13 protein-coding genes and 1 pseudogene are annotated in these 25,285 nt (G+C 69.2%); 12 read left to right on the top strand and 2 right to left on the bottom strand.

All coding sequences use genetic code 11. The features are described from left to right. Positions 1-741: 741 nt before the first annotated feature. Positions 742-1,719, bottom strand: coding sequence for a LacI family DNA-binding transcriptional regulator (locus AC1PLR_RS02540; RefSeq protein WP_481103516.1), 978 nt, complete (start codon positions 1,717-1,719; stop codon positions 742-744). A gap of 400 nt (positions 1,720-2,119) precedes the next feature. Between AC1PLR_RS02540 and AC1PLR_RS02545 the strand changes: the two genes are divergently transcribed. The 7 genes from AC1PLR_RS02545 (at position 2,120) to AC1PLR_RS02575 (ending at position 14,186) form a co-directional block, all read left to right on the top strand. After that, positions 2,120-5,257: a TonB-dependent receptor gene (locus AC1PLR_RS02545; RefSeq protein ID WP_481102553.1), complete on the top strand. Its 3,138-nt coding sequence runs from the start codon at positions 2,120-2,122 to the stop codon at positions 5,255-5,257. 93 nt (positions 5,258-5,350) lie between these two features. After that, a complete protein-coding gene (locus AC1PLR_RS02550) occupies positions 5,351-6,109 on the top strand; it encodes a SapC family protein (RefSeq protein WP_420008768.1) in 759 nt (252 codons plus the stop codon). A 2-nt stretch (positions 6,110-6,111) separates the two neighbouring features. Next, entirely contained in the window at positions 6,112-7,131 is a 1,020-nt protein-coding gene (locus tag AC1PLR_RS02555; protein ID WP_481102554.1) for a cupin-like domain-containing protein, read from the top strand. Positions 7,132-7,144: 13 nt separating this feature from the next. Further along, positions 7,145-8,674 carry a tryptophan halogenase family protein gene (locus AC1PLR_RS02560; RefSeq protein ID WP_481102555.1) on the top strand — a complete coding sequence of 510 codons (1,530 nt, stop codon included), beginning with the start codon at positions 7,145-7,147 and terminating at the stop codon, positions 8,672-8,674. Positions 8,675-8,698: 24 nt separating this feature from the next. Next, the gene (xylB, locus tag AC1PLR_RS02565) at positions 8,699-10,231 is read left to right on the top strand and encodes a xylulokinase (protein WP_481102556.1); all 1,533 of its coding nucleotides are present in this window, start codon (positions 8,699-8,701) and stop codon (positions 10,229-10,231) included. 44 nt (positions 10,232-10,275) lie between these two features. Beyond that, positions 10,276-11,610, top strand: a complete 1,335-nt coding sequence (gene xylA / locus AC1PLR_RS02570) for a xylose isomerase (RefSeq protein WP_481099765.1) — start codon at positions 10,276-10,278, stop codon at positions 11,608-11,610. 23 nt (positions 11,611-11,633) lie between these two features. Next, a complete protein-coding gene (locus AC1PLR_RS02575) occupies positions 11,634-14,186 on the top strand; it encodes a glycoside hydrolase family 3 protein (RefSeq protein WP_481102557.1) in 2,553 nt (850 codons plus the stop codon). Positions 14,187-14,200: 14 nt separating this feature from the next. Here the strand turns inward: AC1PLR_RS02575 and AC1PLR_RS02580 are convergent, their stop codons facing one another. Continuing rightward, positions 14,201-15,259 carry a LacI family DNA-binding transcriptional regulator gene (locus tag AC1PLR_RS02580; RefSeq protein ID WP_481102558.1) on the bottom strand — a complete coding sequence of 353 codons (1,059 nt, stop codon included), beginning with the start codon at positions 15,257-15,259 and terminating at the stop codon, positions 14,201-14,203. Between the two features lie 111 nt (positions 15,260-15,370). On the opposite strand from AC1PLR_RS02580, the gene AC1PLR_RS02585 reads away from it, so the two are divergent. From AC1PLR_RS02585 to AC1PLR_RS02605, 5 genes and pseudogenes are all read left to right on the top strand, one after another. Next, on the top strand, positions 15,371-17,515 hold the full coding sequence (locus AC1PLR_RS02585) for an alpha-glucuronidase family glycosyl hydrolase (protein ID WP_481102559.1): 2,145 nt from the start codon (positions 15,371-15,373) through the stop codon (positions 17,513-17,515). Then, entirely contained in the window at positions 17,512-19,491 is a 1,980-nt protein-coding gene (locus AC1PLR_RS02590) for a sialate O-acetylesterase (RefSeq protein ID WP_481102560.1), read from the top strand. The genes AC1PLR_RS02585 and AC1PLR_RS02590 overlap by 4 nt, the downstream gene beginning before the upstream one ends. Then, positions 19,491-21,185 (top strand): glycoside hydrolase family 43 protein, encoded by a 1,695-nt coding sequence (locus AC1PLR_RS02595; RefSeq protein ID WP_481102561.1) that lies wholly within the window; start codon positions 19,491-19,493, stop codon positions 21,183-21,185. Before AC1PLR_RS02590 ends, AC1PLR_RS02595 begins: the two co-directional genes overlap by 1 nt. After that, positions 21,185-23,890 carry a glycoside hydrolase family 3 protein gene (locus AC1PLR_RS02600; protein ID WP_481103517.1) on the top strand — a complete coding sequence of 902 codons (2,706 nt, stop codon included), beginning with the start codon at positions 21,185-21,187 and terminating at the stop codon, positions 23,888-23,890. The genes AC1PLR_RS02595 and AC1PLR_RS02600 overlap by 1 nt, the downstream gene beginning before the upstream one ends. Then, positions 23,856-25,265: pseudogene (locus AC1PLR_RS02605) on the top strand (MFS transporter); the annotation flags it as partial. The gene AC1PLR_RS02600 and the pseudogene AC1PLR_RS02605, both read left to right, overlap by 35 nt. Positions 25,266-25,285: the final 20 nt, after the last annotated feature.

Here is a 25,285-nt window from a genome sequence, read left to right on the forward strand (position 1 = left end):
AAGGGCGGCGCACATGGATGTGCGCCGTCCGCGGCAGGGGCAGGATGCCCCTTCCGCGGATCCCGTCTGGTTCGCGGACCCGGAGCGCGCAGCGCGGAGGGCGCGTAGGCAGGGCGCGCTTTCTTTTGGTTACCTTTTCTTTGCGCGAGCAAAGAAAAGTAACTCGCCCGCAAGGGCGAAAGCCTTTAAAGCCTTTGCTGTTGCTGCTGCCGTTGCTTGAAGTGTGTCTGTCGGACGAGAGGATCTGTAGGAGCGGCTTCAGCCGCGACAGCGAGAATCCATCGTGTCTGTCGCGGCTGAACCCGCTCCTACAATTCAGCGGCCGCCGCCGTAGCAGTAAGTGCAAGAGCAAAGCTTTCGCCTGGCGGCGAGTTACTTTTCTTTGCTTGTGCAAAGAAAAGTAACCAAAAGAAAGCACACCCTGCCTCGCGCCCTCCGCGCTGACGCGCTCCGGGTCCGCGTCCAGCCCGGGGATTCGCGGAAGGGGCATCCTGCCCCTGCCGCGAACGGCGCACATCCATGTGCGCCGCCCCTTCGGGGTTTTTCCCCGGGCTGGCCGCCGCTTCGGAAGGGAACCCGGTAAGTCAAAAGCCACAGCAAAAGCCACAGCAACAGCAACAGCCACATCCACAGCAACGGCAACGGCAACGGCAACAGCGTTCGGCGAATGAGTGTTTACGTACCTGAGACACAGACGCCGCATCTGCAGCGGCTTCCCGGCCTCTCGCCTGTGGCGTGAAGTTAGCGAACCAGCGAAGGCCGCAACACCGAATCACGCACGACCAGTCGATGCTGCACCACATGATCGACATAGGCGCGCTCGGCACCAGGCGCCTGCCGGATCTCCCGCAACAACAGATCGATGGCCGCATCGGTCATGTCCGCCACCGGCTGATGGATGGTGGTCAGCTCCGGCCACACCATCGTCGACGCCGACGTGTCGTCGAACCCTACCACCGACAGATCCTCCGGCACCTTCAGGCGCCGACGATGCGCCACCGACACCACCGCCGAGGCCATGTCGTCGTTGCTCGCGAAAATCGCAGTGGGGCGCGGCTGCAGCGCCAACAGCCGCTCGGCGGCCTCCAGCCCGGCACGATAGGTGAAGTCGCCGGGCTGTACGAGCGCGGCGTCGTAGCCGATGCCCGCATCCGCCAGCGCATCGCGGTAGCCCTGCCAGCGGTGCGCGCTGGCGGTCTGGTTCGGGTCGCCGGCGATGTAGCCAATGCGGGTGTGCCCGTGCGCGATCAGGTGCGACACCATGTCGTGGCTCGCACGGCGATCGTCGATGTGCACGCAAGACATCCTGTCGCGGAACCGGCTCGACGCGATGGAGACCACGGGAATGCCGGCCTCGACGAACACGGCGACGATGGCCTTCGATTCGCACAAGGGCGCAGGAAGCAGCACGCCCGCCACGCTGCCACAGAGCGTACGTGCGGCTGCGCGACGCGCGCGCGGACCCAGTCCGTCCCAGGTGGCGATGACCAGTTGCGCCGCCACGCGCGTGGACCCGCGCAGCGCGCCGACCAGCAGTTCGCGCAGATAGCTGGAGCTGGGATTGGTGTAGATCAACGCGATGCAGGTGTGCTGCGCGGCGGCGAGTGCGCTGGCGGCCGGGTTGGGGCGGTAGTCCAGTGCGCGCACGCTGCGCATCACCCGTTCGCGTGTGCTCTCGCGCACGCCGGCGTGACCGTGGGTCACGCGCGAGACGGTCATCGGCGAGACGCCGGCATGCGCGGCGACGTCGTCGATGGTGACCGCGTTCCCTCGGCGACGCGCCGTTTTGGGGGTGTTGTTCAAAGAATGCCGTCCTTTGTTGCGACGCATGATGACAAGCGATAGTGCGGGTGCGTAGTCTGCGCCGTGACGTGATGGTAGCGCTATCAATTAGCGACAGCCGGGCCTAGGGGGGCCTTGCCACGCGTGGTCTGGCAATCCTGAAACGGAGTTTGAGTCGCAGCGAACGCTCAGCGCGCTGCGATGTTCGGCGTGGAAAACGGGCATCGCCCGTGCGTGCCTCTTGGGGGAGGGGCGATACATCCATCGATCGCATGTCAGAGGGGAGAGTCATGAGCGCTTCTATGTTTCGTCGTACGCCAGACCTGAGGGTTCGTCCATGAGCCGCGCACTGGCGAAGTTCAAATCCACGGCCATGTTCACGTTCGTCGGCGGCGTGCTGGTCATCAATCCCGCCTTCGCCCAGGACGCCGCAACGCCGGCGCCGGCGCCGGCCGCGCAGCAGCAGGCGCAGAGCAGCCCGACGCAACTGGACACCGTCCAGGTCACCGGCCTGCGCAACAGCCTCAGCCAGGCGATGGACATCAAGCGCGACGCCGCCGGCGTGGTGGATGCCATCAGTGCCGAGGACATCGGCAAGTTCCCCGATACCAACCTGGCCGAATCCCTGCAGCGCATCACCGGCATCTCCATCGAGCGGCGCGATGGCGAAGGCGCGCAGGTCACCGCGCGCGGCTTCGGCCCGCAGTTCAACATGGTGACGCTCAACGGGCGGCAGATGCCGGGTGCCGATGCGTTCGGTGCCGCCGGGCAGGTCGCCATTGGCGGCGTCGACGGCGGTACCCGCGCCTTCAACTTCGCCCAGCTCGCCGCCGAAGCGATCAACGGCATCGAGGTCTACAAGACCAGCCAGGCCAACATGCCCAGCGGCGGCATCGGCGCCACCATCAACATCCTGACCGCGCGCCCGTTCGATCACCAGGGCATCGTCGCCAGTGCCGGCGCCAAGGCGGTTTCCGACCGCAGCCAGCCGTTCGACGACGACATCACCCCGGAGCTGTCCGGCATCTTCAGCTACACCAATCCGGACAAGACCTTCGGCGTCGGCGTGAGCGCGAGCTACCAGAAGCGCAAGGGCGGCTCGGTGCAGGCCACCGAGAACTATTGGAACGTGCAGCCGTGGACCGGCTCGATGCCCGGCAACCCGACCGTGGTCAATGCGCCGCAGGTCGGCGCGCTGTACGCGCGCCCGAACGACCTGCGCTATGCGTTCTCCGAGTTCGAACGCGAGCGCGTCAACGGCCAGGCGGTGCTGCAGTTCGCGCCCACCGACAGCCTGACCCTGACCCTGGACTACACCTACTCGACCAACGAGATCACCGAGAATCGTGGCGAGCAGGGTATGTGGCTGCAGAACAGCAACTACACCGACGTGACCTTCGACACCAGCGGTGCGGTGGCCGTGCCGACCTACATCCGCGAGATCGCCGGCACCAAGGACTTCGGTCTCGAGCAGCAGCGCAGCATGCAGAAGTACAAGCTGGGCTCGCTCGGCCTGAATGCGGTGTGGAACGTGACCGACCGGCTCAAGCTGAGCTTCGACGCGCATGACTCGAAGAACGAAAGCCGCCCCAACGATCCGCTGACCGGCGGCGGCTCGCTGTTCATGAGCATCGCCGGCACCAACAACTGCACCACCGGCCCCCACTGCGGCGGTTCGTGGGTGCAGGAACTGAACTTCAACAACGGCCTGCCGATCGGCACCCAGGTCTGGTATCCGAGCGACGCCGCTGCCGCGGCCAACGTCAACGGCGTGGTCAACCCGGGCTTCGTGCCGGGCGAGATCGGCACGCAGGTGCTGCGGGTCAATTCGCAGAGCCAGATCAGCCAGATCAAGCAGGCGCGCGTGGACGGCGAGTGGAGTTTCGACCAGGGCCGCTTCCAGTTCGGCGTGGACACCAACAAGTCGACCACGCACCGCATCCAGGCGGCCGAGGCGTATTCCACCCTGGGCGACTGGGGCGTGGCCAACGTCGACCGGGATACCGCCGGCGGCCTGATGAACCTGATGCAGCCGGTCAACATCATCGGCCTGTTCCATGACTACAGCGGCACCAGCTGGCCGGCATGGCGCGGCGACGCGGGCCGCCTCGCCGAATGGGCGGCCAGCCAGTACGGCGTCGGCCTGGGCGTGAGCCCGCAGCGCGCCGCCGACAACTTCGTGGAGGAGAAGACCCGCTCGGCGTATTTCCAGGTGGAACTGGATGGCGAGCTGGCCGGTCGGCGCACCAATACCCGGCTCGGCGTGCGCTACGAAACCACCGACGTGGTGTCGACCTCGATCATCGCCACGCCCGAGGCGATCGAGTGGCAGTCCAACAACGACTTCCGCGTGGTGCTGTCCAACGAGCAGCAACCCTTCAGCGAAAAGACCACGTACAGCTACATCCTGCCCAACCTGGATTTCAGCATCGACCTCACCGACACGCTGAAGGGCCGCGTCTCGTTCGGCAAGAGCATCGCGCGCGCGCCGATCGGCAATCTGTATGCCGGCCCCGGGGCGCAGCAGCCGTTCGGCTCGGTGCTGATCGATCCGTCCTCGCGCGCCAGCGGCACGGCGCAGAACCCGTCGCTGAAGCCGCTGGAGTCCGACAACCTCGACCTGGCGCTGGAGTGGTACTTCGCCGACGCGAGCTATCTGTCGGTGACGTACTGGAACAAGTCGGTCAACAACTTCATCGGCAACACCGTGGTGCAGGAGAATCTGTACGGCCTGCGCGATCCGACCTCCGGTCCGGACGCGAGGACGGCGCTGGCGTTCCTCACCAGCGGCGCCTGTCTGGCCCAGGTCGGCCCGGCCAATGCGGCGGCCTGCTCGGCCAACGATACCTCGCTGTTCACCGCGCTGGCCCTGCTGCGCAACAACCCGGCCGGCCTGGCCGCCTACAACGGCACCGGTGCGCAGGTGCTGGCGACCGAAGCGGCCTACGATCTCTACGGCGAGGCCGACGACCCGCTGTACGAGTTCAACGTCAACCGCCCGATCAACCAGAACCAGGCCAAGCTGCACGGCTGGGAGCTCGGCGGGCAGTACTTCCTCGGCGACACCGGGTTCGGCATCCTCGCCAACTACACCATCGTCAAGGGCGACGTCGGCTACGACAACGGTGGCGACCCGGGCATCGACCAGTTCGCGCTCACCGGCCTGAGCGACACCGCCAACGCGGTGCTGATGTACGAGAAGTACGGCTGGTCGGTACGCCTGGCCTGGAACTGGCGCGACCAGTACCTGATCCTGGCCAACCAGGGCACCAGCCGCAACCCGTACTATGTGGAACCCTACGAACAGTGGGACCTCAGCGTGAACTACACGTTGAACGACAACTGGTCGTTCGGCCTGGAAGCGATCAACCTGACCGGCGAGGACGTGCGCTGGCGCTCGCGTACCTCGCAGATGATCGTGAAGCTGGCCGACCAGAGTCCGCGTTACATGCTGGGCGTTCGCTACAGGTTCTGAAGAAGGCGGGGAGTTTCTCTTCGCGTGCCCACCGACGCCGCTGCGCTCGCGGCGGCGTCCGGTGCAAGGCGTCAACCGGGAGTGCGCAACACGATGCCGCGTTACGAAATGCTCAACAACATCGCCCATCGCGACCTGCGCGTGGCCACCGACTTCGGGCCGGAGTTCGGCGACGCGGTGGGCATGCTGCCGGCCTATCCGAGCGAGTTCGCCGAGTTGCAGCGCGAGTATCCGATCTTCCTGCGCAAGGACCCGGCGGACGGCGCCTGGCAGTCGGTGGCGCTGCTGGGCTTCGAGCAGCACGAGAACCTGTTCCTGCAGGAGCGGCGCTGGGCGGCTTCGTACCTGCCCGGGGCTGCCGCCAAGGGGCCGTTCCTGATCGGCTTCCAGGAGCAGCGGGTCGATGGCGTGCTCACCCAGGAAGCGGTCCTGCACGTGGACATGGAGCATCCGCGGGTGACGGCGATGCAGGGCGAGCCGGTGTTCCTGCCGCAGGGCGGCAACACGCCCTATCTCGACCACATCGCCACGGTGCTGCGCGGCATCCACGAGGGTAACGCCTTCGGCGCGGACATGTTCGCCGCGCTCGATGCGCACGGACTGATCCAGCCGGTGGCGCTCGACGTGCAACTCGATGCGCAGCATCGGGTCGGCGTCAACGGCCTGCATGCGATCGACCGCGAGCGCCTGGCCCAGCTGGACGGTGCCGCGCTGGCCGCGCTCAACCGCGCCGGTTATCTGGAAGGCGCGTACCTGATGCTGGCCTCGCTGCACAACATGCGCCGCCTGATCGCCGAGAAGCAGCGGCGCCTGCGCCTGCACGATGCCGCCGGCGCGGCAGGCAGGAACTGAGCATGCCGGACGGCGGCGCCATGCGGACACTGGAGGGCGTGCAGCCCACGGCGCTGCCACTGCAGGACCTGGTGGCGGCGGGGGAGCCCGTGGTGTTGCGCGGCATCGCGCGCGACTGGGGGCTGGTGCAGGCCGGGCTGCGCTCCACGCAGGACGCAATGGCCTACCTGCGCGGGTTCGATGTCGGCACGCCGGTCCCGTATTCCTTCGGCGAACCCGGGATCGAAGGACGCCCGTTCTACAACGCCGAGTTCACCGAATTGAACTTCGAGGTCCGCCGCGGACCGCTCACGCAGGTGCTGGAGGCGATCGCCGCGACCTTCGAGGATCCGCGGCCGCCCACCTACTACGTCGCGTCGCTGCCGATCGCGCGGGCGCTGCCCGGCTTCGCGCAGGCCAACGATGCCGGCCTGGCCGGGCAGGGCATCGATGCACTGGCGAGCATCTGGATCGGCAACCGCGTGACCGCCTCCTGCCATTTCGACACGCCGGACAACCTGGCCTGCTGTGCCGTGGGCCGGCGCCGCGTCACCCTGTTTCCGCCGGAGCAGATCGACAACCTGTATCCAGGGCCGCTGGACCCCACGCCGGGCGGCCAGGTGGTCAGCGTGGTGGATGTCGATCGCCCCGACTTCGCGCGTTATCCGCGCTTCCGCGATGCCCTCGCCAGCGCGCGGCACGCCGAGCTGGAGCCGGGCGATGCGCTCTTCATCCCGAGCATGTGGTGGCACCACGTGCGCAGCCTGGCGCCGTTCAATGTGCTGGTGAACTACTGGTGGCGCAGTGTGCCGGCCTTCCTGCCCTCGCCGCTGACGGCGCTGCAGCATGCGATGTGGGCGCTGCGCGATCTGCCGGCGCGCGAGAAGCAGGCCTGGGCCAAGCTTTTCGATTACTACGTGTTCGGCCCCGGCGAACGTGCAGGCCAGCACCTGCCCGAGGCCGCCCGGGGCGAACTGGCGCCGTTCGACGAGGCACGGGCGCGCCGCACGCGCGCGCAGTTGCTGGCGCGGCTCAATCGCTGATGGGGATCTTGCTGTGAACCTGGCCAACACCACGGACGGACGCATCCGCAAGGTCGTCATCGCCGGCGGCGGCACCGCGGGCTGGCTGGCCGGCTGCGCGCTGGCCCACCAGTTCCGCGATCGCCTGGACATCACCCTGGTGGAGTCCGAGCAGATCGGCACCGTGGGCGTCGGCGAGTCGACCGTGCCGCCGATCCGCACCTTCCACCGCTTTTTGCAGATCGACGAGCAGGAGTTCCTGCGCGCCGTGGCCGGCACGTTCAAGCTGTCGATCTCGTTCGAACATTGGCGCCGTCCGGGCGATCGCTTCATCCATCCGTTCGGCACGATCGGGCAGGGCACCTGGGCCACGCCGTTCCATCATTTCTGGCTGGACAGCCTGCGCCGCGGCATGCCGTCGGACTTGGGCGATTTCTGCCTGGAAAGCGTGGCCTCGCGTGCGGACCGGTTCTCGCTGGAGACCCAGCCGCAGGTCAACTACGCCTATCACTTCGATGCCGCGCTCTACGCGAAGTTCCTGCGTAAGAAGGCCGAAGGCTACGGCTTGCGCCGGGTGGAAGGGCAGATTCGCGAGGTTCGGCAACACGCGCACGACGGCTCGGTCGCGTCGCTGCTGCTGGAAGACGGGCAAGTGATCGAGGGCGATCTGTTCATCGACTGCACCGGCTTCCGCGGCCTGCTGACCGAGCAGACCCTGCACACCGGTTACGAAGACTGGCGCGAGTGGTTGCCCAGCGATCGCGCCGTGGCGGTGCAGACCGAGGCGGTCGCGCCGCCGGTGCCGTATACCCGTGCCATCGCGCACGAGGCCGGGTGGCGCTGGCATATCGCGCTCCAGCACCGGGTCGGCTGCGGGCTGGTGTTCTCCAGTCGGCACATGTCCGACGACGAGGCGCACGCCAAGCTGCTGCGCGACGTCGACGGCCCGCCGCTGCGCGACCCGTGGCTGGTGCCGTTCCGCAGCGGGCGCAGGCTGCAGGCCTGGAACAGGAACGTGGTGGCGCTGGGCCTGGCCAGCGGCTTCATCGAGCCGCTGGAATCGACCAGCATCCACCTGACCATCAGCGCCGTGGTGCGCCTGATCCAGCTGTTTCCGCACGAGGGCATCAGCCCGTCCCTCGTGGAGCTGTACAACACGGTCAGCCGCCAGGAGATGGAGCACGTACGCGATTTCATCATCCTGCACTACCACGCCACCCAGCGCGACGAGCCGATGTGGAAAGCCTGCCGCGAGATGGCGCTGCCGGAGTCGCTGGCGATCCGGCTGCGCGCCTGGCGCGAACGGGCGCATGCCTGGCAGGACCCCGGCGAGTTGTTCCGCGTGGATTCCTGGACCAGCGTGTTGCTGGGGCAGGGCATCCAGCCGGGACCGCCGCATCCGCTGGCCGCCGCCATCGGCGACGCCGACCTGCGCACGCTGCTGACGCGGATCCGCCAGCCGCTGCAGCAGGCCAGCGCGGCGATGCCGTCGCAGGCGGAGTTCATCGAACGCTACTGCAAGGCGACCCCGGACGTCTGGCAGCGGAGCGTGTCCCTGGCGTAACGGCACACACGCTGCCGTCCAAAAATGATAGCGCTAACGAAAAGGCGGTACGACGTGGAAGAACGGGAACTGGTAGCCGGAATCGATGCAGGAACGCAGAGCCTGAAGGTCGTGGTCTACGACCCGGTCGGGCGCAGCGTCGTGGCCAGCAGCAGTGCGCCGCTGGAGTTGCATTCCGCCGCCGATGGCAGCCGTGAACAATATCCGGCCGACTGGGTCGCGGCCCTGCAGGCCTGCTTCCGGGTCGTCGACCCTGCGCTGCGCTCGCGCCTCGGCGCGCTGGCGGTCTCGGGCCAGCAGCATGGCTTCGTGCCGATCGATGCGGCAGGCGAGGTGCTGGCACCGGCCAAGCTGTGGTGCGACACCAGCACCTCGGCCGAGTGCGTGCAGATCATGGACGCGCTCGGCGGCGCGGCGCGCACCATCGCGCTGGCGGGCAACCCGATCCTGGCCGGCTACACCGCGTCCAAGCTGCCGTGGACCAAGACCCACCGGCCCGAGGCCTATGCGCGCCTCGCGACCATTCTGCTGCCGCACGACTACCTCAACTTCGTGCTGACTGGCCAGCGCTTCTGCGAATACGGCGACGCGTCGGGCACGGGCTGGCTGGACGTGCGCACGCGCACCTGGTCGACCGAGCTGCTGCGCGCCACCGATCCGCAGCGCGACCTGGCGGATTGCCTGCCGCGTTTCGCCGCACCCGATGCGGTGTTCGACATCGACCCGTCCGCCGCCGCCATGCTGGGCGTGCCGGCGACGCTGAAGGTCGCCGTCGGCGGCGGCGACAACATGATGGCGGCCATCGGCACCGGCTGCGTCGTGCCCGGTCGTCTGGCGATGAGCCTGGGCACCTCCGGCACCCTGTTCGCCTACTCCGACACGCCGGTGGTCGATGCGGACGGTGCGTGGGCCGCGTTCTGCTCCTCCACCGGCGGCTGGTTGCCGCTGATCTGCACCATGAACTGCACCGTGGCGACCGAACAGGTCGCCGCCGCGTTCGGTTTCAGCACCCGCGACGGCGATGCGCACCTGCACGCCACCGCGCCCGGCGCCGACGGACTGGTGATGCTGCCGTTCCTCAACGGCGAGCGCACGCCCGACCTGCCGCTGGGCAAGGGGGTGCTGGCGGGCCTGGACACGCACAACATGACCCCGGCCCACCTCTATCGCGCGGCGATGGAAGGGGCGACCTACAGCCTGAAGTACGGCTTCGACGCATTCGTGCGCGCCGGCATGCACTTCGAGCGCATCGTGCTGACCGGCGGCGGCAGCAACAGCGGCGCGTGGCGGCAACTGGTGGCCGATGTGTTCGGCCTGCCGGTGGACGTGCCCACGCAGCCGGAAGGCGCGGCGTTCGGCGCCGCCTTGCAGGCGCTGTGGGCCATCGGCCTGGCGCGCGGCGATGCCGCCTCCATCGCCGACATCGCGCAACAGCATGTGGCGGTCGATCCGCAGCTGTCGGCCCGTCCGGATCCGGCGCGCAGCCAGGCCTATGCCGCGGCCTATGCGCGCTTCCTGCGCCACCTCGATGCCGTCATGCCGCTGTTCCGCGGTTGATCCTCCGTTTCGCACTCCCTCCCACCACGACAGGAACCCGCACCATGCACACCCAGCCCTTCATTGGCGCCAAGGAATACTTCCCCGGCATCGGCCGCATCCCCTTCGAGGGCCGTGGCTCGGACAACCCGCTGGCCTTCAAGGTCTATGACGCCAACAAGGTCGTCGGCGGGAAGACCATGCAGGACCATCTGCGCTTCGCGGTCTGCTACTGGCACACCTTCTGCAACGCAGGGCAGGATCCGTTCGGCCCGGGCACGCGCCACTTCCCATGGGAGGTCGGTGCGCCGCTGGCGAGCGCCGAAGCGAAGGTGGATGCGGCGTTCGAGTTCTTCACAAAGCTCGGCGTGCCGTACTGGTGCTTCCACGACATCGACCTGGCGCCGGACGCCGACGATGCCGGCCAGTACGAGAAGAACCTCAAGCACATGGTCGGCCTGGCCAAGGCGCGCCAGGACGCGACCGGCATGAAGCTGCTGTGGGGCACGGCCAATCTGTTCTCGCATCCGCGCTACATGAACGGTGCCGCGACCAATCCCGATTTCGCCGTGGTGGCGCGTGCCGCGGTGCAGGTGAAGGCGGCGCTGGAAGCGACGGTGGAACTGGGCGGCGAGCATTACGTGTTCTGGGGCGGCCGCGAAGGCTATGCCTCGCTGGTCAACACGCAGATGAAGCGCGAACTCGAGCATTTCGCACGCTTCCTCACCATGGCGCGCGACTACGGCCGCAGCATCGGCCTGAAGGGCAACTTCCTGATCGAGCCCAAGCCGATGGAGCCGATGAAGCACCAGTACGACTTCGACAGCGCGACGGTGGCGGGCTTCTTGAAGGCGCACGGCCTGGACAAGGACTTCAAGCTCAACATCGAGGCCAACCACGCCACGCTCTCCGGCCACACCTTCGAACACGACCTGCAGGTGGCCTCCGACCACGGCCTGCTGGGCAGCATCGATGCCAACCGCGGCAATGCGCAGAACGGCTGGGATACCGATCAGTTCCCTACCGACCTGTACGACACCGTCGGCGCCATGTTGGTGGTGCTGCGCCAGGGCGGCCTGGAGGGCGGCCTGAACTTCGACGCCAAGGTGCGCCGCGAGTCCACCGAGCTGGAGGACCTGTTCATTGCCCACATCGGCGGCATGGATGCCTTCGCCCGCGGGCTGGAAGTGGCTCATGCGCTGCTCACCGACTCGCCCTGGGAACAGTGGCGCCAGGAGCGCTATGCCAGCTTCGACAGCGGCGCCGGCCAGGACTTCGCTCGCGGCGCGCTCGGCCTCGCCGAACTCGCCGCATTGGGCGCGAAGGGCGGCGAGCCGCGGCAGATCAGCGGCCGCCAGGAGCGCTACGAGAACCTGATCAACCAGTACCTGCTGCGCTGAGCGCGGCGGCAAGGAGCAGCGCCGTGACCGACACCGATTCCACCCGCCACAGCGGCGCGTTGCTGGCCGCGCTGCTGCTGGCGCTCGCCGTGTGCAAGGGCGACGTCCAGGCCGCAGCGCCCGCCCGCGCGGAGGCCAGCCCCTGGCCCAGCGTGCGCTGGCCGCTGCCCGAGGATCCCGCGCTGGAACAGCGCCTCACCGACCTGATCGCCACCATGACGGTGGAGGAGAAGGTCGGCCAACTGGTGCAGGGCGATATCGGCAGCCTCACCCCGGAGGACGTGCGCAAATATCGCCTGGGGTCGATCCTGGCCGGCGGCAATTCCGATCCCAGCGGCCGCTACGACGCCGCGCCGGCCGAATGGCTGGCGCTGGCCGATGCGTTCTATGCGGCGTCGATGGACACGTCGCAGGGCGGCAAGGCGATTCCGGTGCTGTTCGGCATCGATGCGGTGCACGGGCAGAGCAACATCGTCGGCGCCACGCTGTTCCCGCACAACATCGGCCTGGGCGCGACCCGCAATCCGGCGCTGCTGCGCCGGATCGGCGAAATCACCGCGCTGGAAACGCGCGCCACCGGCATGGAGTGGACCTTCGCGCCGACCGTGGCAGTGCCGCAGGACGATCGCTGGGGACGCACCTACGAGGGCTATTCCGAATCGCCCGCGGTGGTGGCCAGCTACGCCGGCGCGATGGTCGAAGGGCTGCAGGGCAAGGTGGGCACGCCGGCCTTCCTCGATGGCCGCCATGTGATCGCCTCGGTCAAGCACTTCCTGGGCGATGGCGGCACCACCGACGGACGGGATCAGGGCGACACCAGGATCAGTGAGGCCGAGCTGGTCCGCATCCACGCCGCGGGCTATCCGCCGGCGATCGCCGCCGGTGCGCAGACCGCGATGGCCTCGTTCAACAGCGTCAACGGCGAAAAGATGCACGGCCACAAGGCCTACCTGACCGATGCGCTGAAGGGCCGCATGCACTTCGGCGGCTTCGTGGTCGGCGACTGGAACGGCCACGGACAGGTCAAGGGCTGCACGCCGACCGACTGCCCCGCCACCATCAACGCCGGCCTGGACATGGCCATGGCCTCGGACAGTTGGAAGGGCTTCTACACCACCACGCTGGCGGCGGCGAAGAACGGCACCATCTCGCAACAGCGCCTGGACGATGCGGTACGTCGGATCCTGCGGGTCAAGATGCGGCTGGGCCTGTTCGAGGCGGGCAAGCCGTCGGCGCGCGCGGTCGGTGGGCAGTTCGCGCTGATCGGCGCACCGGCGCATCGGGCGGTGGCGCGGCAGGCGGTGCGCGAGTCGCTGGTGCTGCTGAAGAACCAGGGCGGTCTGCTGCCGCTGTCGCCGAAGCAGCGCATCCTGGTGGCCGGCGACGGCGCCAACGACGTCGGCAAGCAGGCCGGCGGCTGGACGCTGAACTGGCAGGGCACCGGCACCACCCGCAAGGACTTCCCGAATGCGGACACCATCTACGAAGGCTTCGCGCAGCAGGCCAAGGCCGCGGGCGGCGAGGCCGTGCTGGCGGTCGACGGCACGTACACGACCAGGCCGGACGTGGCGGTGGTGGTGTTCGGCGAGAATCCCTACGCGGAGTTCCAGGGCGATCGGCCGACCCTGGCCTACAAGCCGGGCGACGACACCGACCTGGCGCTGATCAAGCGGCTCAAGGCCGACGGCATTCCCGTGGTCGCGGTGTTCCTCAGCGGGCGCCCCCTGTGGGTCAACCGCGAACTCAATGCCGCCGATGCCTTCGTGGCGGCGTGGCTGCCCGGTTCGGAAGGTGCGGGTATCGCCGACGTGTTGCTGCGCACCGCGCAGGGCGGCGTGCAGCACGACTTCAAGGGAAAACTGAGCTTCAGTTGGCCGCGCACGGCCACGCAATACGCCAACAACGTGGGGCAACAGGGCTACGACCCGCTGTTCGCCTTCGGCTACGGCCTGCGCTATGCCGACAACGGCAACCTGGCCAGGTTGCCGGAAGTCTCCGGCCTCACCGGAAACGAAGGTGCGGCCGGCGTGTTCTTCGCCCGCGGCGCGGCCGGCCCGGGCATGGCCTTACGCCTGGAAGGGGCCAATGGACAGAGCGTGACCGTCACCCGCGTGCCGGAATCGCTCGACGGCGCGCTGTTGAACGTCACCGGTGTGGACCACCTGGCGCAGGAAGATGGCCGCCGCCTCGCCTGGTCGGGCGGACGCGAAGCGGTGGTCGCGCTGCAGTCGCATACGCCGCTGGACCTGCAGCGCGAGAGCAACGGCGACCTGATGCTGGTGACCACGCTGCGGGTGGACGCCGCACCGCGCGGCGAGGCGTGGCTGGCGGTCGGCTGCGGCAGCGGCTGCACCGCGCGCGTGGCGATCGGGCCGACGCTCGCAACCCTGCCGGTGGGCCAGTGGACGCGCGTGGGCGTGCCGCTCAAGTGCCTGGCGGCGGCCGGCGCGGATCTGGGCAAGCTGGATCGCCCCTGGGCATTGACCACGGCGGGCACGATGACGCTGTCGGTGTCGCGGGTCGCGCTCGGCGCGCTCAACGAAGCGGAGACCACCGTCGCATGCCCGAGCGCATGAGCCTGCGTCCTGCGCTAGCGCCCCTTGGGTGGGCCGGCGACCGAACCGCGCAGCACCAACCGGTGCGGCACCACATGGTCGCTGGACACGCGCGCGTCGTCGCGCTTGCGGCGGATGCTGCGCAGCAGGATGTCGATGGCGGCGTCGGCCATCGAGGCGATCGGTTGGTGGATGGTGGTCAGCTCCGGCCACACGGTGGTGGCGGCCGAGGTGTCGTCGAACCCCACCACCGACAGGTCGCGCGGCACCTCCAGGCCGCGCCGGTGCGCGACCGAGATCGCCGCCGCGCCCATGTCGTCGTTGCTGGCGAAGATCGCGGTCGGCGGCCGCCGCTGCGACAGCAGCTTCTCGGCGGCGGCCAGCCCCGAGCGATAGGTGTAGTCCCCCTGCTGGACCAGGCCGGGTTCGACCTTCAGCCCTGCCTCCTGCAGGGCGGTGACGAAGCCCTCGTAGCGCCGCGCGCTGGCGCTGAGATCCTGGCGGCCGCGGATGAAGCCGATGCGCCGATGGCCCTGGCCGATCAGGTGTTCGGCCATCTCCTTGCCCGCGTGGAAGTCGTCGATGCGCACGCAGGAGATCGCGTCGCTGAGGCGCCCCGCGGCGATCGCGACCACCGGGATGCCGGCCTTGACCAGTTCGGTCACTGCCGCCTGCGACTCGCACAACGGCGGCGGCAGGATCACGCCGTCCACGCGCCCGGCCAGGGCACGCGCGGCCTTGCGCTCGGCGTCGGCGTCCAGGTCTTCCCAGTAGTGGATGACCAACTGGATGGCGGCGTTGGACGCGACGCGCAGCAGGCCGACCAGCAGTTCGCGCAGGTAGGCGCCGCTGGGATTGGTGTAGATCAGGGCGATGCGCGTGTGCTGCGCGGCGGCCAGCGAACTGGCCGCCAGGTTGGGCGTATAGCCCAGTTCGCGCACCGCGCGCATCACGCGCTCGCGCGTGGCATCGCGCACCTTGCCCTGGTTGATCGCGCGCGAGACGGTCATCGGCGAGACGCCGGCCAGGGCCGCCACCTCGTCGATCGTCACCCCGCTGGTCTTGCGGCGGACCGCTTTCTTCGGCTTGTCCAAAACGCGTTCCCTTTCTTTTCGCTGACGCTGCCGCGCCGCGGGCACGCCCGCAGCTTACAAGGTTTGCTGGCGCTGCCTGGTGGGCGTTCGCATGTCATTCGGTGTCACTGGATGGCGTGTGCTGCCATCGCGCTGATGGCCTGCGCGGGCGGCGCGCGCGCGGAGGACGGTGCCGCGCTGTGGCTGCGTTATCTGCCGTCGCAAGGCGCCGCGCGCACGACGGACGCGCGCTTGCGCCTGGACGAAGTGGTGGCGCCGGAGCAGACCCCGACGCAGCGTATGGCGCGCGACGAGCTGGTGCGTGGCCTTACCGGCCTGCTGGGGCGCGCCCCGGCGATGCGTGCGGGCGCAAGCGGCGATCACGCGGTGGTACTGGGCACGCCGCAGTCGTCGCCAGCGCTTGCGCCATTTCGCGAGGAGATCGCGGCGCTGGGCGAGGAGGGCTACCTGCTCAAGCGCGTCCGCATCGACGGGCACGCGGTGCTGCTGGTGGGCGCACGCCGCGATATCGGCGTGCTGTATGGGGTGTTCCATCTGCTGCGCCTGCTGCAGACCGGCGCATCGCTCGACGCGCTCGATGTGCGCGAGTCGCCACGGATCCGGCTGCGCGTGCTCGACCATTGGGACGACCTGGACGGCCATGTCGAGCGCGGTTATGCCGGCCGCTCGTTGTGGGACTGGCAGAGCCTGCCGGAGTGGCGCGACCCGCGCTACACCGACTACGCGCGCGCCAATGCCTCGATCGGCATCAACGGCACCGTGCTGAACAACGTCAACGCCAATGCGCAGAGCCTGGCGCCGGCCTACCTCGAAAGGGCGGCGGCGCTGGCGGACGTGTTCCGGCCCTACGGCATCCGCGTGTACCTCAGCGCACGCTTCAGCGCGCCTATCGAACTGGGTGGGTTGAAGACCGCCGATCCGCACGATCCGGCCGTGCAGCGCTGGTGGCGCGACAAGGCCGCCGAGATCTACGCGCGCATTCCGGATTTCGGCGGTTTCCTGGTCAAGGCCAATTCCGAAGGACAGCCCGGCCCGCAGGACTACGGCCGCTCGCATGCCGACGGCGCCAATCTGCTGGCCGATGCGCTGGCGCCGCACGGCGGCGTGGTGATGTGGCGGGCGTTCGTCTATGCCCATGACGTGCCGGTGGACCGTGCCATGCAGGCCTACACCGAATTCGTCGGCCTCGACGGTGCCTTCCGCCCGAACGTGATCGTGCAGGTCAAGAACGGGCCCATCGACTTCCAGCCGCGCGAGCCCTTCCATCCGCTGTTCGGCGCCATGCCGCGCACGCCGCTGATGCTGGAGGTGCAGATCACCAAGGAATATCTGGGCTTCGCCACGCACCTGGTGTACCTGGGGCCGCTGTACGAGGAAGTGCTGCAGTCCGACACCTACGCCCGCGGCGCGGGGTCCACGGTGGCGGACGTGGTGGATGGCACATTGGAGGGCCATGCCCTGACCGGCATCGCCGGGGTCGCCAACATCGGCAACGACCGCACTTGGAGCGGCTCGCACTTCGACCAGGCCAACTGGTATGCCTTCGGCCGCCTGGCCTGGAATCCGCACCAATCCGCCCGCGCCATCGCCGAGGACTGGGCGGCGATGACGTTCTCGCCGGCGCCCGCGGTGGTGCAGCCCATCGTGGGGATGATGATGGGCTCGCGCGAGGCGGCGGTGAACTACATGACCCCGCTGGGCCTGCACCACCTGATGGCGCGCGGCCACCACTACGGCCCTGGCCCCTGGGTGGACGGCGGCCCGCGCGCGGACTGGACGGCGGTGTATTACCACCGCGCCGACCGCAATGGCATCGGTTTCGATCGCACTGCGCATGGAAGCAATGCGGTGAGCCAGTACGCGCCGGACGTGGCGGCCGTGTATGGCGACCCGGCGCGGGTGCCCGAGTCGCTGCTGCTGTGGTTCCACCACGTGCCGTGGGACCACCGCATGGCCTCCGGACGGCCGTTGTGGGACGAACTGGTCGGCCGCTATACGCAAGGCGTGCGTCAGGTGCAGACCATGCAGGCCACGTGGGATGGGCTGCGCGGCAGGGTGGATGCCGAGCGGCACGCGCAGGTGGCGGCGTTCCTGCGCATCCAGCTGCGCGAAGCGCAGTGGTGGCGGGATGCCAGCGTGGCGTACTTCCAGTCGGTCAGCGGACGGCCGTTGCCCGCGGGCGAAGCCGCGCCACCGCACCCGTTGGCCTGGTACCAGGCCCTGCAGTTTCCTTCCGCACCGGGAGATGGACGATGAAGCCGACCACGTGGACGGGCTGGTTGTTGGCGGCGGCCTTGGGGTGCAGCGCCACGCCAGGCATGGCGCAGGACGCGGCGCCGCCGCTGTTGCATGCGCTGTTCCGGGATCACGCCGTGCTGCAGCGCGATCGGCCGATGCCGGTGTGGGGGAACGCCGCGCCGGGTGCCACGGTGTCGGTGACCTTCGCCCGGCAGACCGTCAGCGCACGCGCCGACGCCGGCGGCCACTGGCGTGCCACGCTCAAGCCGGTCGCCGCGGGCGGTCCTTACGACATGACGGTGCGCGCGGGACAGGCGCACCAGGTCGTGCGCGATGTGCTGGTGGGCGATGTGTGGCTGTGTTCCGGGCAGTCGAACATGGAGCTGCCGGTGTGGCGCGCGCTGGATGCGAGCCGCGAACTGGCCGCGGCCGCCCAGCCCAACATCCGTCTGTTCACCGTGCCCAAGGCCGCGGCGGTCGCGCCGCAGGAGGCGTTCGCGGCTGCGGTCGCGTGGCAACCCGCGGCGCCGGACACGGTGCGGGAGTTTTCCGCCGCGTGCTTCTACTTCGCGCGGGAGCTGCAGAAGACGGTCAAGGTGCCGATGGGGCTGATCCAGTCGGCCTGGGGCGGTGCGCGGATCGAGGCCTGGACCAGCGCCGACGCCCTGCGTGCGCAGGGCGGCATGGACGAGGCGCTCGACGTGCTGGCGCTGTCTGCCACCGACCCCATCGCGGCGAGCGCGCGCTGGGGCCGGCATTGGCAGCAATGGTGGACCACGCGCGCCGGTGCCCGGCCGGCCGATACGCCGTGGCAGCCCGGCACTGGCGGCACGGGGTGGCAGGACGCGCCAGAGGCGCTCGGCGCATGGGAGCGCTGGGGCGTGCCGGCGCTGGCCGACTACAACGGCATGGTCTGGTACCGCACGCAGGTCACCCTCACCGCCGCGCAGGCGGCGCAGGGCGCACGGCTGGTGCTGGGGCCGGTCGACGAAGCCGACGTAACCTGGGTGAACGGCGTGGCCGTGGGCAGCCAGAACGCGCCGAGCGATCCACGCCGGTACGCGCTTGCGCCCGGCCTGTTGAGGGCGGGCACCAACACGGTGGTCGTCAACGTGCTGGATACCTACGGCGAAGGCGGACTGGCAGGCCCCGCCGGTGCGCATGCCGTCGAATTGGCCGATGGCACGCGCATCGTCCTGGATCGGCATTGGCAGTACCGCATTGCGCCCGATCCGCAGTCACCGCCGCTGGCGCCGTGGCATGCGGCCTCCGGTATGTCGACGCTGTACAACGGCATGATCGCGCCGCTGGGACGTTACGGGCTGCGCGGCATGTTGTGGTACCAGGGCGAATCCAACACCGGCGAGGGCACGGCTTATGCGACGCGGCTGCGCGGCTTGCGCGACGACTGGCGCCGGCAGTTCGGCGCAAAGATGCCGTTGCTGGTGGTGCAGCTCGCCGGCTATGGCCTGCCGCCGCAGGCCCCGGTGGAGAGCGGCTGGGCGCAGGTGCGCGAGGCGCAGCGCCGCGTGGCCGCGGAAGACCCGTACAGCGGCATCGCGGTGGCCATCGACATCGGTGATGCCTACGACATCCATCCGCCGAACAAGCAGGAACTGGGACGACGCCTGGCACAGGTGGCGCGCCACGTGGTCTATGGCGAACGCGCACTGGCACCATCCGGTCCGACGCCACGCACGGCGTCGCGCGCGCAGGGCGCAGTGCGGATCGCGTTCGACGATGTCGCCGGCCGCCTGGTCACGACCGGCGCCAACGGCCCCATCGGCTTCGAACTCTGCGATGCGCAGGCGCAGCGCTGTACCTATGCCGACGCCGCGCTGGACGGGCGCGACGTGGTGCTGCGCAGCCCGCAGGCCGCCTCCGCCATGCGCGTGCGCTACTGCTGGGCTGATGGCCCGGTCTGCACGTTGCGCGACAGTGCCGGCGCGCCGGCAGGGCCGTTCGAACTGCCACTTTCTGCAGAGGTTCCCTGATGCGTGCGCTGATCGCCACGGCCTTGCTGCTGCTGTCCGCGGCGTTGCAGCCGCTGTGGGCCGCGCCCGCACCGCCGGTCTATTTCGACTGGTTCGACTACGCCGGGCGCGACGCAGCCTTCGAGGCGCCGTTGCCGGCCGGGCATTACCGCAACCCGATCCTGGCCGGTTTTCACGCCGACCCGAGCATCGTCCGCGCGAACGGGCGGTTCTATCTGGTCAATTCCAGCTTCACCTACTTCCCGGGCATTCCGGTGTTCGAGAGCGTCGACCTGGTGCACTGGACGCAGATCGGCAACGTGATCGAGCGGCCGACGCAACTGGATTTCGATGGCCTGAGCGTGTCGCGCGGCATCTTCGCGCCGGCCATTTCCTATCACGACGGGGTGTTCTACGTGGTCACCACCGCCGTGGACAGCGGCGGCAACTTCATCGCCACCGCGCGCGATCCCGCTGGCCCCTGGTCGGACCCGCATTGGCTGCCGGCCATCGATGGCATCGACCCGTCGCTGTTCTTCGATGAAGACGGCCGCGTCTACCTGCTCAACAACGACGCGCCGCCCGGCCCGGCGCGCTACGAGGGCCACCGCGCGATCTGGATGCAGCAACTCGACCTGGCGACCTTCACCCCGGTCGGGCCGCGCAAGGTGATGATCGACGGCGGCGTCGAGCCGGCAAAGAATCCGATCTGGATCGAGGGGCCGCACCTGTATCGACGCGACGGCTGGTACTACCTGTCCGACGCCGAGGGCGGCACCGGGCCGCAGCACTCGCAGGTGGTGCTGCGCAGCCGCGACGTGTGGGGGCCTTACCAGCCGTATGCGGGCAATCCCATCCTCACCCAGCGCGACCTGCCCGACGCTCGGCCGCTGCCGATCGCCAATGCCGGGCATGCGGATCTGGTGGAGGGGCCGGACGGTTCCTGGTGGGCGGTGTTCCTGGCCAGCCGCACCTACGACGTGCGCCACTACAACACCGGGCGCGAGACCTACCTGCTGCCGGTGCAGTGGCGCGACGGCTGGCCGGTGATCCTGCCGGCCGGGCAGGCCATCCCGTATGCGGTCAAGGCGCCGTCGTGGATGCAGGGCGAGGCGTCGCAGGCGCCGTCCACCGGCAACTTCGCCGAGCGCGACGACTTCGACGCACCGACACTTGGTCGCGGCTGGTTGCGCGTGCGCGTGCCCAGGCAGGACTGGGCGGACCTGCGCACGCGTCCGGGGAGCCTGGCCGTGCATCCGCTGCCGGAGAACCTGGACACCTTGCGCAACCCCGCGTTCCTGGGGCGCCGCCAGCAGCACCTGCGGTTCGAGGCCAGCACCGCAATGACGCGCCCCGAAGCGGGCGTGGCGGCCGGGCTGGCGGCGTTCCAGAACGAGGACTGGTGGTATTTCCTCGGCGTGCGCAGTCTCGGCCGCGATCGCGTGGCCGTGTTCCTCGAAGCGCGCGCGGGCAAGGGCGCGACCAGAACCGTTGCCAGCCGCGAAGTGGACGCGTCCACGTCGCTGCGTCTGAAGATCGCCGGCGACGCCGGTACGTATGCGTTCGCGTTCGACGCCGGCACGGGGCAGGGTTGGCAGACCCTCGCCGACGACGTCGACGGAACCGTGTTGAGTACGGATCGTGCAGGCGGCTTCGTGGGCGCCCTGCTCGGCCCTTTCGCGCGCGACGAGCGCGCCTCCAGGAGCAAACGATGATGACGCGCAGGTCTTCCTTTCGCAGCGGTGTTCGCGGCCGCCTGTTCCGCACGCTGGCCCTGTGCGCCGCCACCGCGCTGGCCGGCGTGGGTCATGCCGCCGACGCCGTCGACACCAAGCCGTGGCAGGACACCTCGGCCAGCTTCGAAGCCCGCGCGGCGGCGCTGGTCGCGCAGATGACCCTGGAGGAGAAAGCGGCGCAGATGCAGAACGCTGCGCCGGCGATCGAGCGCCTGGGCGTGCCGGCCTACGACTGGTGGAATGAGGCGCTGCACGGCGTGGCGCGGGCCGGGCAGGCCACGGTGTTTCCGCAGGCCATCGGGCTGGCCGCCACCTTCGACGTGCCCTTGATGGGGCAGGTGGCCACCACCATCAGCGACGAGGCGCGCGCCAAGCATCACCAGTTCCTGCGCGAGGGCGCGCATGGCCGTTACCAGGGGCTGACCTTCTGGTCGCCGAACATCAACATCTTCCGCGACCCGCGCTGGGGCCGCGGCCAGGAAACCTACGGCGAGGATCCCTACCTCACCGCGCGCATGGGCGTGGCCTTCGTGCAGGGATTGCAGGGCGACGATCCGGTCTACCGCAAGCTCGACGCCACCGCCAAGCATTTCGCCGTGCACAGCGGCCCGGAGGCCGACCGCCATCACTTCGACGCGCGCCCGAGCAAGCGCGACCTCTACGACACCTACCTGCCGGCGTTTGAGGCGCTGGTGAAGGAGGGCAAGGTGGATGCGGTGATGGGCGCCTACAACCGGGTGTACGGCGAGTCCGCCAGCGCCAGCCAGTTCCTGTTGCGCGACGTGTTGCGCCGCGACTGGGGCTTCACCGGCTACGTGGTGTCGGACTGCTGGGCCATCGTCGATATCTGGAAGCATCACCATCTGGCGCCCAGTCGCGAGGCCGCCGCGGCGCTGGCGGTCAGGAACGGCACCGAACTGGAGTGCGGCCAGGAGTACGCCACGCTGCCGGCGGCGGTACGCCAGGGGCTGATCGGCGAAGCGGAGATCGACGATGCGGTGACGCGCCTGTTCGCCGCGCGCATGCGACTGGGCATGTTCGACCCGCCCGAGCGCGTGCGCTGGGCGCGGATTCCGGCGTCGGTGAACCAGGCGCCCGCGCACGATGCGCTGGCCTTGCGGGCCGCACAGGAATCGTTGGTGCTGCTGAAGAACGATGGCGTGCTGCCGCTCTCGCGCACGCTCAAGCGTATCGCCGTGGTCGGCCCGACCGCCGACGACACCATGGCCTTGCTCGGCAACTACTTCGGCACGCCGGCGGCGCCGGTGACGATCCTGCAGGGCATCCGTGACGCGGCCAAGGGCATCGAGGTGCGCTATGCGCGCGGCGTGGATCTGGTCGAAGGGCGCGACGATCCGGGCGCCACGCCGCTGATCGAGCCGACGTATCTGCGGCCCGCGGCGGACTCGCCGGAACGCGGCCTGCGCGGCGAATACTTCCGCACGCCCGATCTGTCGGGAACGCCGGCGCTGGTGCGCATCGACGCGCAGATCGGCTTCCGCTGGGACCGCGGCTCGCCGACCGACAACCTGCTGGCCCGCGGCGAAGCGGGGCCGGGGCAGGGCATTCCCAACGATCATTTCAGCATCCGCTGGAGTGGTCAGCTGCTGCCGCCGGTTTCGGGCCGCTACCGGATCGAGGCGGCGGCCGACGATGGCTTCCGCCTCTATCTGGACGGCAAACTGGTGCTGGATCACTGGACCGACAGCGACCGCATACGCGCCGACGGCGTGGACCTGGAACTGCAGGCGGGCCGCGCCTATGCGGTGAAGCTGGAGTACTACGACGCCGAGCGCGACGCGGGCGTGCGCCTGGGCTGGCGCATGCCCGGGGCGAAGCCGCCGTTCGACGAGGCGCTGGATGCCGCGCGCAGCGCGGATGTGGTGGTGTTCGTCGGCGGCCTGACCGGCGACGTCGAGGGCGAAGAGATGAAGGTGGACTATCCGGGCTTCGCCGGCGGCGACCGCACCGACCTGCGCCTGCCGGCGCCGCAGCGCGCCCTGCTGGAAGCGCTGCACGCCACTGGCAAGCCGGTGGTGATGGTGCTGACCGGCGGCTCGGCGCTGGCGGTGGACTGGGCGCAGGCGCATCTGCCGGCGATCCTGATGAGCTGGTATCCGGGGCAGCGCGGCGGCACCGCGGTGGGCCAGGCGCTGTTCGGCGAGGTCAACCCCGCCGGCCGCCTGCCGGTGACGTTCTACCGGGCGGACCAGACGCTGCCTGCGTTCGACGACTACGCGATGGAAGGCCGCACCTACCGCTACTTCCGCGGCACGCCGCTGTATCCGTTCGGCCACGGCCTGTCGTATACGCGCTTCGACTACGGCAAGCTGCACCTGGATGCGCCGCGCATCGCCGACGACGGCCGCCTCAAGCTGCAGGTGGAGGTGGCCAACACCGGCAAGCGCGCCGGCGACGAAGTCGCGCAGTTGTACGTGCGGCGGCTGGCGGCCGCGCCGGGCGATGCGCAGCAAACGTTGCGCGGTTTCCAGCGTGTGCACCTCGCCCCTGGCGAGCGGCGGACCCTGACGTTCGAGCTGGATGCGCCGCAGGCGCTGCGGCAGTACGACGACGCGCGCGGCGCGTATGTCGTGCCGGCGGGACGCTACGACGTGCGGATCGGCGGCTCCAGCGCCGATGCCCGCGTGCATGCCGGCTTCACCGTGGAGGCACGCCGTGACTGAGGCCCGCAATGCGGAGATCGCCGCGCATACGCTGTCGGTGCGCGAGAAGCTCGGCTACAGCCTGGGCGACCTGGCAGCGAACCTGATCTTCCAGACGCTGATCACCTACCTGGCCTTCTTCTACACCGATGTGTACCGGTTGCCGGCGGCCACGGCGGCGACGATCATCTTCGTGATCGGCCTGCTCGGCGCGTTCGTGTTCACCCCGCTGATCGGCATCGCCGCCGACCGCACGGCCACGCGCTGGGGCAAGTTCCGGCCGTGGATCCTGTGGACGGCGATTCCATTCGGCGTGCTGTCGCTGCTGGCCTTCAGCACCCCGGACCTGGGCGCGCGCGGCAAGGTGCTGTACGCGCTGACCACCTATGGCCTGCTGATGCTGGTGTACGCGGCCAACAACCTGCCGTACTCGGCGCTCAGCGGCGTGCTCACCGGCAACATGACCCAGCGCAACAGCCTGTCGGCCTACCGCTTCGTGGCGGTGATGATCGCGCAGTTCATCATCCAGGTGCTGCTGTTGCCGCTGGTGCTGATCCTGGGTGACGGCGACAACGTGCGCGGCTTCGAGCGGCTGATGACGGTGTTCGCGGTGGTGGGCACGCTGTTCTTCCTGATCACTTTCGCGACCACGCGCGAGCGCATCGTGCCGGCCAAGGAACAGAGCGCCGGTGTGCTGCAGGACCTGTCCGACCTGCTGCACAACCGGCCGTGGAAGGTGATGCTGGCGCTGACGGTGCTTGTCTTCGTCAACCTGGCGCTGAAGGGCGGCACCTACATCTACTACTTCCAGTATTACCTCAGCGGGGCCGCGCTGGCCGGCTTTCTCGACGCCTCCGGCTTCAACGGCTTCATCGGCGGCGTGAACGCGCTGCTCGGCGGATGGGGCCTGTCCGGCTTCACCTGGCCGCAGGATCCGGCGACCTCGGCGTTCAGCCTGTTCAACGCCTGCGGCATCCTGTGCATGATCCTGGGCATCGGTTTCTCCCGGCGCCTGGCCGACCGCTTCGGCAAGCGCGATGCCTTCGGCGGCGCGTTGCTGGTCTCTACCCTGTTCCTGCTGGTGTTCTACGTCCTGCCGCCCACCGCGATCGGCGTGGCCTTCGGCGCCTTCATGCTGCACGGCTTCTGCTACGGCATCACCATCCCCTTGCTGTGGGCGATGATCGCCGACGTCGCCGACTACTCCGAGTGGAAGAACCATCGCCGCGCCACCGCGATCATCTTCTCGGCGATGCTGTGCGGGCTGAAGATCGGGCTCAGCATCGGCGGCGCGCTGGTCGCCGGCATCCTCGCGCGCCACGGCTACCAGGCGGGCGCGCCGCAGCAGCCGCAGGCCGTGGTGGACGGCATCCGCCTGACCGTGAGCGTCTACAGCGCCCTCCCGTTCCTGGTCGC

The sequence above is a fragment of the Xanthomonas sp. NCPPB 3570 genome, from assembly GCF_056725115.1.